Raw genomic sequence first — 14,262 nt, forward strand, 5'->3', positions numbered from 1 at the left:
TTGCGCTGAGCGTCACCGGCACCAGCGGCACCAGCGGCAGCGACACGCTGGTCGTGCGGATCATCGATGATGCGCCGATTGCGGTGAACGATGCGGGCGGCACGCTGACCGAGGATGTGGCGGGAAGCCTGTCCGGCAATGTACTGAGCAACGATGTGTCAGGCGCTGATACGCCCAAGAGCTTCGTCGCCTGGGGTGCGGATGCCGCGGCGGTGGCGGAGCTCAACAGCTACGGCACGCTGACGCAGAACAGCGACGGCAGCTGGAGCTATGTGCTCGACAACAGCCGGGCGGCGACGCAGGCGCTGGGCAGCGGGTTTGCCAAGGACTTCACGCTCAACTACATGATGCAGGATGCCGATGGCGACCAGTCGCCTGCGACGCTGACCATCACGGTGAAGGGTGCGGACGACAGCGCAAGCGTCGTGACGGCAGCGGCGACCGGCCCCGACGCGACCGTCTATGAGGCAGGCCTGCCGAGCGGCACGGCGCATGACGGCAGCCATGTGACCTCCGGCAGCTTCACCGTCTCTGCAACCGACGGCATCGCCAGCATCACGGTGGGTGGCACAAGCTTCACCCTGGCGCAGATGCAGGCCTTCGCCACCACCAATGGCGTTGTGAACACAGGCGAGGGGACGCTGACGCTCACGGGCTACAATGCTGCGACGGGAGCAGTGAGCTACAGCTATACGCTGCTCGCCACCATCGACAATGACAACAAGACAGGTGCAACCCTCACCGAGTTCGACGACAGCATCGTGCTGAGCGTCAACGGCATTACCGGCACCAGCGGCAGCGATACGCTGGTCGTGCGGATCGTCGATGATGCTCCACAAGCTGCCAATGACGCAGACAGCGTGACGGAAGGCCTTGGCAACAAGGCTGACGGCAATGTGTTCAGCGGGGTTGGGGGCACGGACGTCAACCCGACTGACGGTACGGCTGACACGATCGGAGCGGATGGCGCAGCGCCGGGCGGGGCGGTGACAGGGGCTCGGGTTGGCACGGAGGCAGGTGGCGGCGCGCTGACGGTGGTGAGCGCTGCGGGCACCTTGATCAGCGGGACTTATGGGGACCTGCTGATCAAAGCAGACGGCAGCTATACCTACACGCTGAAGACTGCGTCCATCCCGGCGGGTGTGGGAAGTGAGACCTTCACCTACCAGATCAAGGACGGCGACGGTGACACCGACCTGGCGCAGCTCGTGATCAGCCTGAACCAAGATGGGCGCGTGCCCGACGTAACGGGCGACACGAGCACGGTCTATGAGGACGGTCTGGCCGATGGTGCGCAGCATGGCGCGACCAGTGAGACCGACACCAGCGGCCAGTTCACGGTCAATGCCAATGGCGAGAGCTACACGCTGACGCTCAATGGCGATCTCAACCCAGCGCAGACCATCACGGCCGTAGGCCAGCAGGTGGTGACCAGCAAGGGCGTGCTGACGATCACCTCGATCTCGGCGCCGGACGTGAACGGTATAGTGACCTATGGTTACAGCTATGCCCTGGCTCATGCGCTCACGCACAGCGGGCAGGGAGAGATCAACCCGCTGACCGACACGATCAGCATGACCGTGACCGACGCGACCGGTGACAACGACGCGACGCCGGGATCGATCGTCATCTCTATCGTGGATGACGTTCCGACATTGTCTTCCGTCACCGATTTGTCGGTGGCGAATTCCATTCACACATACAGCGGCAATGACATCAGTTTCACATATGGCGCCGATCAGGCGGGCAGCATCACGCTCACCCATCTGACTGACATCACGGGTATCGTTTATTCAGGTGATGGCACCGGAACGGTGACGGCCAGCGTGAACGGCAATCCCTACTTCACCATATCCGTTGATCAGACGACGGGCGACTATACGGTGGACGTGCTGACTACACGACCAGTGGTGAACACCCCGCTCAGCTTCAGCAATATCGCACCTGGCAATTATACGACGGTCACGCTGCCGGGCGGGCAAGTGTTCGACGGCGTTTCTTACGCCAACGGGACGACGACCGCCCAAGCCTTCACTAACGATGGATCGACTATCAATCCGTCGGGCAACGGCTTCGGTGTGGCGAACAACCTCGTCAATGACAATGAAGGCTTCCTGTTCAGCAATCCGGATTCTTCGTCCCTGAGCTTCGATGTGAATTTCCAGCCGAATACATCTTCGGTGACTGTCACATGGGCCACCTACGCTGGTGGCACGCCGGCAGGTGGCGCGGCGCCGCTCCAAACCGGGAGCTTTGTCGTCACGAAGGACGCGGACGGGATCACCCATGTCGATATCGACCCGACGCTGGATTTCGACCACATGGTCGTCCGCTTTGATTACAGTGGAAGCGGCAATCCGGCAGCGCGCGTTGAAAATTTCAGTGTGACGCAGCAGGTCATTCCTGACGACCAAGTGCTGCAATTTGCGGTCACGGTGAAAGATGCAGATGGCGACACCGTCACCAGCACGACGCCTGTTACAACGATAGATATCGCTTTCCAGGGCGGTGCGCCGGTTCCGCCGGTGGCGATCGACCTGGATGGCGATGGCCTGGAATTCATCGATCGTTCGGCGGGCGTTACCCATGATTATGGTAGTGGCCTGGTCAGCACCGCCTGGGTTTCGCCCGATGACGGCCTGCTCGCTCATGCGACCGCCGGCTCCTACGATATCGTCTTTGCGGATGACGCACCGGGAGCGAAGAGCGATCTGGAGGGCCTCCGCCTTGCCTATGACAGCAATGGCGATGCTGTGTTCGACGCCCGTGATGCCGCTTATTCCGAATTCGGCGTGTGGCAGGACCTGAACAGCAACGGGATAGTCGATGGCGGCGAGTTCAAGTCGCTGGCGGACATGGGCATCGCATCGCTCAAGCTGACATCCGATGGCCATAATTATCAGGCGGCGGGCGGCGATGTCACGGTGCTGGGTGAAGCAACCTTCACCCGGACCGACGGCACGACGGGCACTGTCGGGGACGTGGTGTTCGCTACCTCTAAGGATGGCGGCCCGGCCAAGACGGAAAGCACGGCCAGCGGCTTCAATCAGGCGTTGATAGCGGCGAGCCTGGTCGCGGTGGCTGGTGCTGCCGAGACGGTGGAGCAGGCGCCTGCGCCCGCTGTCGCTGAGGTCGAGACGACGACGACCGCTGCCCCGCCGCCTGATGCGAGCACGGTTGCGGAGCCTGCAAACGACCATGACGCAAGCACGTCGGTATTGAGCGAAAGCCAGGAAAGTCATGTCGCGGAACAGCCTGTCGAACAGACGAGCCATAGCGGCAGCGATGATGCGGCTCAGGATCATTCGACGCTTTCGGGCGGGGATGATGCACCGGTCCCTGCCGTCCATGATGATGGCCAGGCGCAGCCCACATTGGACGATCATCAGGGCCTGCTCGCCCAGACGGTCGATCTGCCGACCTTCGATGTGAATGCCGCGGCGCTCGTTGCGGCGCAAGAGGAGGCTCCGAACACCAACGCGGCGGCGCAAGTCGTTGCGGAAGCGCTGGGCGCGCACGGAGCGCCTGACATCGACGCTCTGCTGGCTGCACTGCCGGGGGTTGAGCATGCCCCAGTGCTGCTCAACCCGGTAGCGGTCGAAGCCGGCGATGCCGGGCACATGATGGCGATGGCGGTGACTGTCTTCGATGCGGCGATGGCCGCGCATGAGGCGATGGCGGTCGCTCACGGGTGATCGCCAGGGTTGGGATTTCTCGCGGGTATATTTGGGGGAGAATGATTATGCGGAACAGGTTGAGAAGCATCGCTTCCTTCGGCCTTGCAGCGGGGATGATGTCTACGGGGGCCTTGGCGGCGCCCGCTTCGCCCCTGCTGCAGATGGGTAGTTCAGAGCTCAAGGGTGCGTTGAAGAGCCGTTATGACACGGCTGTCGCAGCGGCGGGCGACGCAAGCCTGCGGGCAGCGCAGGACAGCCGTTGGACCTGGGCCGTGGAGGCCAAGAACCAGTGCGGCATAGCGCTGGGCTTCATGAAATCCGGCACTAGGGATGCGGACAGCATCAACAAGTGCGACGACTTTGTGGCACGCCTAGCGGCGCCGCCACCGCCGCCGGTGCCGGCCGCAGCTTCAGCCCCACCCGCGCTGGACTGTACGGCACCGGCGGTGTCCATTTTCTTCGACTGGAACATGGATACGCCGCTGCCCGAGGGTGCTGCGACGATCAGTCAGGTGACGCAGTCGGCCGCTCAATGTGGTTGGACCCGCTTTGGCATCACCGGCTATACCGACACGTCGGGCGGCACGGGCTATAATGATGCCCTGTCGCTGCGCCGGGCGCAGAATGTCGCCGGGCTGATGGCCCAGGGCGGCATCGCGATGGATGCGATGACCGTCAGCGGGTTGGGCGAGACCCAACTCAAGATCGAAACAGCCGACAATGTGCGCGAACCGATGAACCGTCGGGTCGAAGTCACTGCCAGCGCGAATTGAGGGGAGCGCGATCATGACAATCCTGCGCAAGACATGCGGCAGCCTGATGGCTCTGTGCGCCGCGACCATGGCAACGAGCGGCTGGGCACAGACCACCGATCTCAAGAGCGCCATTGCCGCCGCTATCGATAGCCATCCGGAAATCAATCAGGCGATCCAGAACAAGGAAGCGATCGAGTTCGAGCGGGAACAGGCCAAGGGCTTGTATCTGCCCCGGGTCAGCGTGGAAGGATCGGCTGGTATTCGCCGGCTGGAGAACAACACGCGGCGGACGCTGGGTATCGGCGACCAGACGCTTTATCCACTGGAAGCGAGCGTCCTGGCGGAGCAGACTCTGTTCGATTCTGGCTACCGCAGCGCCGAAAAGCGGCGTCAGGCCGCCCGGATCGACGGCGCGGCTCTGCGCGTGGGCGAACGGTCGCAGTTCGTTGCGTTGAACGTCACGCGGCAATATCTGGACTATATGCTGCAACAGCGCGTCGTAGCAGCGGCGGAGGATAACATCGCCTTCCACCGCAAGCTGCTCGGCGACCTGGGCGAGGGCGTGTCGAAGGGGTCGATCAGCATCGCCGATCAGCAGCAGGCCGAAGAGCGGCTGCAATCCGCGCTGGTGCGCAAGAGCGAAGCCGAGCAGGACCTGACCAACGCCGCGATCAGCTTCCGGACGCTCACCGGCCTTTCCATCGATCAGGTGTCGATGCCTGATTCAGTGATGAGCGCCGTCCCGCCGACGCTGGACGAAGCAATAGCTGGCGCGCGCACCAACAATCCCCTGATCCGGGAAGCGGAGGCCGACATTCAGGCGGCTCATGCGGTCGTCGATGAGGCGGAGTCCGAGCTTGGGCCGAAGGTTGTGCTGGAAGGGCGTGGCCGCATCGGCGAGGATGTCGATGGCTTCCGTGGCAGCACCAATGACGTGCAGGGGCGTGTCGTCCTGCGCTGGCAACTGTTCGACGGCGGGATCAACCGGGCGAAGGTCCAGGAAATGACCCGCCGGGCAAGCGAAGCGCGTTTCCGGCTCAGCCAGCGTCAGCGGGAGGCGGAAGACGATGTCCGCACCGCCTGGAACCGTTGGGACACGGAAAAGAAGCGGCTGACCGACCTGTCGCGCCAGGCAACCGTGTCGGACTCCCTGCTGGTGTCTTACCGCGAGCAGTTCAACGTTGGACGCCGTTCGCTGCTTGACGTGCTGGACAGCCAGAACACGCGTTTCAATACGCAGGTGCGGACGGAAACGGCCCGCTTTTCCGAAATCTTCGCGCAATATCAGATCCTGGCGGCGACCAATCAGCTGCTCGACACTCTGGGGATTGCCCAGCCTTCGGGCGCCAATCCTTACGCGCGCAAGAAATATGATGTTCCGGATCTGCCGCCCGCCGAATTGCAGCGGCGGCGCTATCCGGGCTGAGTTTCCATCTTTGGGGGTCACCCCGGCTTCGGCTGGGGTGGCGCGGGGTAAACAATGTTGGAACGAAGCACATTAAGTCTGGCCGAATGGCTGGACCATCAGGGTACGCCCGGCGACGAATTGAGTGAGTGTATCGCCCATGTCGCGCGGCATTTCGATCGATCCCCCGGGATCGTCGCGTTACGGGCGGGCCTTGCCGTTGATGAGTCGGGGCGCTTGCCCTTTCATCAGGCGGAGTCCGCACTGGATCAGATTGGCCTGCTGAGCGACCATGTCCGCGGCCGTCTGGAAAAATGGCGGCCTGCCAATCTGCCCGCGATCCTCCCGCTAAAGGGCCAGCGCTTTCTCCTCCTGCTGGATCTGAAGCAGGGCGACGCGCTGATCCAACTGCCTCGTGCGAGTGAGCCGGTGTGGGCCCGGCTTTCCGATCTGGAGCCTTATTTTCTTGGCGAGGCGCTGGCGGTCATGGCCGATCATGGCCGCGAGCGGGCCGAGGAACGGCCGTGGGATGAACGGGCACGGCAGCATTGGTTCTGGCGCGAAGTCTGGCGGGCGCGGGGCTCCTTCGGCTATGTCATGCTTGCGGCGGGGATCATCAATCTGCTCGCCTTTGCGCTGCCGCTGTTCACGATGAACGTCTATGACCGGATCATCCCGAACAAGGCGGCGTCCAGCCTTTGGGTGCTGGGCGCAGGCGTCATGCTGGCCTTTGGCCTCGACTTCGCGCTGAGGCTCGCCCGGGCCCGGCTGGTCGATGAGGCTGGCCGGGACATTGACGAGCGCCTGTCGCAGCGATTGTTCGAGAAGGTGATGAATGTGCCGCTCGCCAGCCGGGCGGGCAGCACCGGGGCTCTGGCTCGGCGCGTGTCGGAATTCGAAAGCGTTCGGGAGTTCTTCACATCCACCACCGTGGTGCTGGTGGTGGACCTCAGTTTCCTGTTCGTGTTCGTCGGCATCATCGCGCTGCTGGGTGGTTGGCTCGCGATCGTTCCTGTCGTCATGATCGGGATCATGGCGACGGCGGGCTATTTCCTGCAGCGTTCCATGGCGGCGCTGTCGCGTGACGCGCAAGCGGATGCCAGCCTGCAAAGTGCAGCGCTGGTGGAAGCAATTGGGGGCATGGAAACGCTGAAGGCATGTCGCGCCGAAGGACGGATGCTCGACCGGTGGCGCCGTTACGCTCGAATGAGTGCATCGACGCAGGAAAAGCTGCGGCGGCTGAGTTCGACCAGCGTGACGCTCGCATCGCTGTGCCAGCAGGTGACGAGCATCGCGCTGGTGATCGGCGGTTTCTATATGTTCGCGGCTGGCGACATCACCATGGGCGCAATTATCGCGATCGTCATGCTGGCGGGCCGGTCATTGGCGCCCGTCGGGCAGTTGGCCTTCGTGATTGTCCGCGCACGGCAGGCGATGACGACGTTGGGCAGCCTGCAGACGCTGATCGACCAGCCGGACGAGCGGCTGGATGGCGCGCGTGGCATCATTCCCAAGGTGCGCAAGGGTGCCATCGTCGCCAAGGGGCTGGAGTTCAGCTATCCGGGCGCCACCCAACCGAGTCTGAAGGGCATCGATCTGCGTATCGAGCCGGGCGAACGGATCGGCATCATCGGGCGCGTGGCATCTGGCAAATCGACGCTGGGGCGAGTGTTGTGCGGCCTCTACCCGCCAGCGGGTGGCATGCTGACCATCGATGATGTGGACAGCCGCCAATATCATCCGCACGAACTGCGTTCCGCCTTCCGCTATGTCGGGCAGGATGCCGAGCTGTTCAGCGGCTCGGTGCGCGAAAACCTGTTGCTGGGAGCACGGGACGCCGACGATGAGAAGCTGCTGGACGCGCTGGAGCGTTCGGGCGCGTCCCGCTTCTTCGGGCGCGATGCCGCCGGGTTCGACCTGCACATCGGTGAGCGCGGCAGCCGTTTGTCGGGCGGGCAGCGCAGCTTTCTGGTGCTGGCACGGGCATTGGTGGAACCGGCGCGGTTGCTCTTTCTCGATGAGCCGACCGGAGCGATGGACAATCAGACGGAAAACCTCTTCGTCGATCATCTGGCAAAGGCATTGGAGCCGGAGCAGACGCTGATCGTATCGACGCACCGGCATGCGCTGCTGCGCATCGTCGATCGGCTGATCGTGATCGATCAGGGCGTGGTGCTGGCGGATGGGCCACGCGACGAGGTTATCGGGCAGCTTCAGAAGGGAGCGGTGCAATGAGCGCGCTATCCGCACGTGAAGCATCCCTGCTCGGCGTGGCTTGTGCGCTTGTCGCGGTTCTGGGCGCAGGAATGGGCGGCTGGCATAGTGGTCCTGCTCCCCACATGTCGGTCCAGACAAAGATCGTGGACGATGTGCCCGCCATTCCCCGTCAATATCGCGCACTGGTAGACATTACCGAACGCGAAGCCGCGCCCTTGACGACTGGGCAGGAGGCGGAGGCGCAGAATGGCAGGCTCCGGTTTGCGCAGGGGGCTGTTGCGGCAGCGTCGCCTTTTCGGGCCCTTCAATCAGCAGGCGAGGACAGGAGCCGCGCGCTGCAATGCCTGACGCAGGCCATCTATTATGAAGCGGCTGCTGAACCGGAAAGCGGCCAGCGCGCGGTGGCGCAGGTCGTGCTCAACCGTGTGCGTCATCCCGCCTTCGCCAAGACGGTGTGCGGCGTGGTATATCAGCGCTTCAACGCGTCGATATGCCAATTCAGTTTCGTGTGTGATGGGTCGCTCGCGCGGCGGCCTGTGGCTGTGCTCTGGAACCGGGCACAGCGGATCGCTGCGGCGGCGCTGGCGGGCGAGGTTGAACCCAGTGTCGGCACGGCGACCCATTATCATGCGGATTATGTGTTTCCTGGATGGGCGCCGCACCTGGCAAAGCTGGCGAAGATCGGCGCGCACATCTTCTATCGCTGGCCGGGCACCTGGGGCCTGCCACGCGCCTTTGTCGGACGCTATGCCGGTGGTGAATATATCCCCGCCTTCAATCCGGCGCAGACGGCGGCGGTGAGCGAGCCGGAGATCGATTATCCACCAATCGCGGCGCTGCCGGAACGGCGGGCGGCCAATGATGTGGGCGGACGCATGGACCCGACCAAAGGGTGGAAGCTGTCCATCCCTGATCCTTCGCAAGGTGGCGGTGCGCTCAGCACCATGCTGGCGGCGCAGGAAAAGGCGAAGGCGGTAGCGCTCGCTGCCGATGAACATGCAATGCAAGAGGCAAAACCATGATGGGGCGCTGGATCGACTGGCTGCGGGGGCAGCCGGGCAACAAGCAGGTCATCCTTTATAGCGGCGGGGGCATGCTGGCGTTCCTCTTGTGGGCCAGCCTCGCGCCAGTGGACGAAGTGACGCATGGGCAGGGGCGGGTGATCCCGTCAAGCAAGGCGCAGGTGATCCAGTCCGCCGAACCGACCACGATCGAAGAGATATTGGTCCGGTCGGGGCAGAAGGTCAGCAAGGGACAGCTGCTGGTGCGGCTGGATGACGCGATGTTGGCATCCGAGCTGGGGCAGTTGCAGGCGGAGACGCGATCGCTTGCCGCGCGGGCAGGAAGGCTGGAGAAGGAAGGCACTGGAGCGGGCGAAAATTGCACGACCGGTGGCCCCGAATGTCAGCAGGAGCAGGCGCTCGCGGCCGTCCGTCAATCGGCGCTCCGCAGCAAGCAGGATGGGCTGTCCGCTCAGGTGGAGCAGCGCCGCCGGGAACTGGGCGAGGCGCAGGCCACGATCGATAGCCTGGGTGGCAGCGTCCAACTGGCGCGGCAACGGGTGGCGATGTTGGAGCCACTGGCCGCAAAGTCCATTATCCCCCAGACGGAATTGCTCGATGCCCGGCGTGACCTGGTGGATGCACAGGGGCGGCTCAACGCGGCGCAGCAGCAGGCGTCACGCGCATCCGCCGCGATCCGCGAGGCGCAGGCGCAGCTATCGGAAGCCAACTACCAGTTCCGTCAGGATGCTTTGAACGAACGCAGCCAGTTGGAGGCGAAGATCGCCGTCAACAGTGAGTCTCTGCGGGGGGCGAAGGGCCGGGCACAGCGCGCGGAAATTCGCTCGCCAGTCGATGGCGTCGTCAATGATGTGCAAGTGACGACCATCGGCGGCTTCGTGACCGCGGGTCAGAAGATCATGCAGATCGTGCCCATCGGCGACAAGCTGCTGGTAGAGACGCGGGTGAAGCCAAACGACATCGCCTTCATCAAGACCGGTGATCGCGCCGTGGTGAAGGTGACGGCATACGACTTTTCCATCTACGGCGGCCTGAGCGGGACCGTGCAGCAGGTTTCAGCCGACAGCGTCTATGACGAAGCGACGCGGGAGGCCTATTTCACGGTGGTCGTCGAAACGGATCGGGCGTGGCTTGGGTCGGGCGCGCACAAACTGCCGATCACACCCGGCATGGTGTGCGATGTCGAGATATTGACGGGCCGCAAATCGGTACTGGCCTACCTGCTGAAGCCGATCATGAAGGCACGCGCGGAGGCGTTGCGGGAGCGGTAAGGCAGCGCGTCTTGTCAGCGAGCGGCGAACTGGACCGGGTGCGGCGTCGTCACGCGATAGCCGTGGGTCCAGCGGCCATAGGCGTTGAAGCTCATGATCGGCCGATAGTCACTGACCGCAGACGAAGGCAGAATCCGGTCCGTCATATTGTCGAGGACCATCAATTCGCTGCCTACACGTACGGCCAGCACGGCATGATCGGCCTGCCGTACCAGGTCTCGCGCGATGACGAGGAACATGGCGCGCCGGTCGAAGCCTGCCGCTTCCAGCAATTGCATCTTGGCTATGGCATAGTCTTCGCAGTCGCCGACCCCGCGCTGTAGCGACTGGCTGGCCGAAGCCCAGCTGTCGCGCCCCTGCCGGTCATCAGCGAAGCGCAGGCGGCTGTTGACCCAGCGATTCACCATCTCCACCTGTTGAAGCCCGGCGGCGGCGCGGGCCGATCGCAAGAAGCTTGCGGATATGACGGGAGCGGAAGCCGATCGGGCGATTGCCGCCCATTTGTTGTCGAGCGGTGTCCGGCTTACCGCCATCGCCACCGATCCGAAGATATCCGGCTGTCCCGCGCGTGGCGCTGGAGCAGATGGCAGCGGCGTGGCCTTAGGCACGACGAAGGTAGCGGCTGGTGCCGTCATCAGCCCGCGCATGAAGGCCGGGACAAGGTCGGGTTGTTTGTAGCTGAGCGAAGACTGGTTCAGCATCAACCGGACGCCTTGCAATTCCCACCCAGGCATCTGCGACAGCATCCGCTCGACCCGGCTGCCGTTGACGACGGCCTGCGGTTCGGCAAGCGGCGACGCCCAGTTCAAGGAAGATCCGCTCCCTTGCTGCGCGCTGATGGCGGTGAGGCGGCTCATGCCGCCCGCGAGCAGGGTGGATGCGAGACGGTCGGCCTGACCGTAGGCTGCACCGCTTGTCGTCGAACTGAGCACGGCGGCCGGAGCAGGGGCTTGGGCGAATGCGGCGCCGCTCTGAAGCGTCAGCAGCAGGACCGGAGCGGCGCGTGGCGCGATGCGAAGGATCGGGGCGAAGCCTGACATACTTGCCCGTATCGCCCGGAAAATTGAACATCCCGTGGCCCGCCGTGGTTAATGCTGCGGTAGCCACGAAATCGCGACAGGCTCATTGTCGGGGCGCTGATGCGCGAATAGCGTCAGGCGTCGATCGCTTCTTCGTCCACCGTTGCGGCATTTTCCTGGATGAAGGCGAAGCGGTGCGCGGGATTGGTGCCCATCAGCCGCTCAACCAATTCGCGCACTTGCTGACGATCTTCGACATCATCGGGCAGGGTGATGCGGATGAGGCTGCGTGTCTTGGGGTCCATGGTCGTTTCGCGCAGCTGGCTCGGGTTCATTTCGCCAAGACCCTTGAACCGGCTGACCTCCACCTTCTTCCCCTTGAATTCGGTGCGCAGCAGTTCCTCGCGATGGGCGTCGTCGCGCGCGTAGAGGCTCTTGCCCCCCGCGACGAGGCGATAGAGCGGCGGCTGGGCGAGATACAGATGCCCACGCCGCACCAGTTCGGGCATCTCCTGGAAGAAGAAGGTCATGAGCAGCGTTGCGATATGCGCGCCATCGACATCGGCGTCGGTCATGATGACGATGCGCTCATAGCGCAGATTGTCCGGATTGCAGTCCTTCCGTGTCCCGCAACCAAAGGCCAGGATCATGTCCGCGATTTCCTGGTTCGCCAGGATCTTTGCGTTGTTCGCGGACGCGACGTTCAGGATCTTGCCGCGCAGGGGCAGGATCGCCTGTGTCTTGCGGTCGCGCGCCTGCTTGGCCGATCCGCCTGCCGAGTCGCCTTCGACCAGGAAGATTTCCGTGCCCTCCGGATCGTCGGTCGAACAGTCGGTGAGCTTGCCGGGCAAGCGCAGCTTGCGCGCTGAGGTTGCCGTCTTGCGCTTGACCTCTTTTTCGGCCTTGCGCTTCAGCCGTTCGTCCATGCGATCGACGACATAGGCGAGCAATGCCTTGCCCCTCTCCATATGGTCAGAGAGGAAGTGGTCGAAATGGTCGCGCACCGCGTTTTCTACAAGGCGAGCGGCTTCGGGGCTGGTGAGGCGGTCCTTGGTCTGGCTCTGGAATTGCGGATCTCGGATGAAGACGGACAGCATGATTTCCGACGATGTCACGATGTCGTCGGCGGTGATGTCCTTCGCCTTCTTGTTCCCCACCAGCTCGGCGAACGCGCGGATGCCCTTCACCAGGGCGGCGCGCAGACCGGTCTCGTGCGTGCCGCCATCGGGCGTCGGGATGGTGTTGCAATACCAGCTATAGCTGCCGTCCGACCAAAGCGGCCAAGCGATCGCCCATTCGACGCGGCCGGCAGCGTCTGGGAAATCCTGGCTTCCCGAAAAGAAAGCGCTGGTCGCGCATTCACGCGTGCCGATCTGCTCCTTTAGATGATCGGCAAGACCGCCGGGAAACTGGAACACCGCTTCGGCCGGGGTATCGTCACTGATCAGCTCAGGCGCGCATTTCCAGCGGATTTCGACACCCGCGAACAGATAGGCCTTGGACCGCGCGAGCCGGTAAAGGCGCGCGGGCTTGAACTTCTGCTCGCCGAAAATCTCATGATCGGGGATGAAGCTGACCGACGTGCCGCGCCGGTTGGGTGCGGCACCGACTTTTTCGAGCCCGCTCGTCGGTAAGCCTTGGGCGAAGCTTTGTCGAAACAGCTCCTTGTTGATTGCGACTTCCACGACGGTGACGACGGAAAGGGCGTTCACGACGCTGATCCCGACGCCGTGCAGACCGCCGGAGGTCGCATAAGCCTTGTCCGTGAACTTGCCGCCGGAATGAAGTGTGGTGAGGATGACTTCGAGTGCGGACTTGCCCGGAAATTTCGGGTGCATGCCGACGGGAATGCCACGGCCATTGTCAGTGATGGTCAGCTTGTTGCCGGGTTCCAGCGTCACCTCGATCCGGGTGGCGTGCCCCGCGACCGCTTCGTCCATGCTGTTGTCGAGCACTTCGCTGGCAAGGTGATGCAGCGCCCGTTCGTCCGTGCCGCCGATATACATCCCGGGGCGGCGGCGTACTGGCTCCAGCCCTTCCAGCACTTCGATGGAGGAGGCGTCGTAGCCGGAAGAGGAAAGGGGCTGGCTCGCGAACAGATCGGACATGCGCACAAGCTATAGGCGGGTGGGCGGCGGGCGCAAGCAGGAGGAATGAAGAAGGGCCGGTCTCATCGACCGGCCCCGTAATATTCTAGAGGTAAGCGAAGCGTCAGCGCACGCGCGGTCCGCCGAAGGGCAGCGGCGGCGGTGGCCGGCGCGTACCGCGTGGAAGTTGGGCCTGATAGGCGCGGCCGCAATGCTCGACGCAATAGGGGAAGCCCGGATTTACGGCTTCACCGCAGAAATGGAAGTCCGGTTCGCCCGGGTGGCCCATAGGCCATTTGCAGATACGCTCGGTCAGGTCGAGCAGCGTCGTCTTGCCTGCGATTTCCGGGCTCGGCTTGGCAGGGACCAGGCGGCGCGGTGGCGCGGGGGGGATCGGAGCCTGCTGGTCGCCGGGGCCCTGGCGCAGGAAGCCACCCGGTCCGACCGATATGATGCGCGGTTGCGGCGCGGGGGCGGGGGTTTCCGCGGAAGGTGCCGCAGCAGATTGCGCAGGAGCGGGCGCGACCGGCGGGGCAGGCCGCGCGGGCGCTGGTGCGCTATGCTGCTGCACGGGCGCGGCAGGCTTGGGCGCTTCGGCCTCCGCCGCAGCTTTCCGGACGGGCGCGGTCTTCTTGGGCGCTTCGTTCGGCTTAACGGGCGATGGGCGCGACTGCAGGCCAAGGCGATGCGCCTTGCCGATCACGGCATTACGGCTGACCCCGCCCAGTTCGTCCGCGATCTGGCTGGCGGTCAGGCCTTTTTCCCACATTGCCTTGAGCTGGTCGATACGCTCGTCGGTCCAGGACAAT

Annotated in this window: 9 protein-coding genes; 6 read left to right on the forward strand and 3 right to left on the reverse strand. The window is 63.8% G+C overall.

All coding sequences use genetic code 11. From position 1 onward, the window contains the following. From NCHOL11_RS18485 to NCHOL11_RS04310, 6 genes are all read left to right on the forward strand, one after another. Nucleotides 1–3,695: VCBS domain-containing protein (locus NCHOL11_RS18485; RefSeq protein WP_255254705.1), on the forward strand; the 3,695-nt coding region annotated here is incomplete at its 5' end. Nucleotides 3,696–3,790: 95 nt separating this feature from the next. Then, nucleotides 3,791–4,450 carry an OmpA family protein gene (locus NCHOL11_RS04290; protein WP_255254706.1) on the forward strand — a complete coding sequence of 220 codons (660 nt, stop codon included), beginning with the start codon at nucleotides 3,791–3,793 and terminating at the stop codon, nucleotides 4,448–4,450. Nucleotides 4,451–4,463: 13 nt separating this feature from the next. Continuing rightward, the gene (locus NCHOL11_RS04295; protein WP_097091214.1) at nucleotides 4,464–5,858 is read left to right on the forward strand and encodes a TolC family protein; all 1,395 of its coding nucleotides are present in this window, start codon (nucleotides 4,464–4,466) and stop codon (nucleotides 5,856–5,858) included. 54 nt (nucleotides 5,859–5,912) lie between these two features. Continuing rightward, nucleotides 5,913–8,072 carry a type I secretion system permease/ATPase gene (locus NCHOL11_RS04300; RefSeq protein ID WP_097091215.1) on the forward strand — a complete coding sequence of 720 codons (2,160 nt, stop codon included), beginning with the start codon at nucleotides 5,913–5,915 and terminating at the stop codon, nucleotides 8,070–8,072. After that, entirely contained in the window at nucleotides 8,069–9,076 is a 1,008-nt protein-coding gene (locus NCHOL11_RS04305) for a cell wall hydrolase (protein ID WP_097091216.1), read from the forward strand. The genes NCHOL11_RS04300 and NCHOL11_RS04305 overlap by 4 nt, the downstream gene beginning before the upstream one ends. After that, entirely contained in the window at nucleotides 9,073–10,347 is a 1,275-nt protein-coding gene (locus NCHOL11_RS04310; RefSeq protein WP_097091217.1) for an HlyD family type I secretion periplasmic adaptor subunit, read from the forward strand. Before NCHOL11_RS04305 ends, NCHOL11_RS04310 begins: the two co-directional genes overlap by 4 nt. Before the next feature lie 14 nt (nucleotides 10,348–10,361). On the opposite strand, the gene NCHOL11_RS04315 is transcribed toward NCHOL11_RS04310, so the two are convergent. The 3 genes from NCHOL11_RS04315 to NCHOL11_RS04325 all read right to left on the reverse strand — a co-directional run bounded on the left by NCHOL11_RS04315 (nucleotide 10,362) and on the right by NCHOL11_RS04325 (nucleotide 14,261). Next, complete coding sequence (locus NCHOL11_RS04315; RefSeq protein ID WP_097091218.1) at nucleotides 10,362–11,387, reverse strand: transglutaminase-like cysteine peptidase; 1,026 nt, start codon at nucleotides 11,385–11,387, stop codon at nucleotides 10,362–10,364. A gap of 113 nt (nucleotides 11,388–11,500) precedes the next feature. Next, nucleotides 11,501–13,474: a DNA topoisomerase IV subunit B gene (gene parE / locus NCHOL11_RS04320; RefSeq protein WP_097091219.1), complete on the reverse strand. Its 1,974-nt coding sequence runs from the start codon at nucleotides 13,472–13,474 to the stop codon at nucleotides 11,501–11,503. Nucleotides 13,475–13,577: 103 nt separating this feature from the next. Then, nucleotides 13,578–14,261: a GcrA family cell cycle regulator gene (locus NCHOL11_RS04325; protein ID WP_097091220.1), complete on the reverse strand. Its 684-nt coding sequence runs from the start codon at nucleotides 14,259–14,261 to the stop codon at nucleotides 13,578–13,580. Between the last annotated feature and the right edge of the window lies 1 nt (nucleotide 14,262).

This window comes from Novosphingobium sp. Chol11 (assembly GCF_900218065.1).
GTDB lineage: Bacteria > Pseudomonadota > Alphaproteobacteria > Sphingomonadales > Sphingomonadaceae > Sphingobium > Sphingobium agri.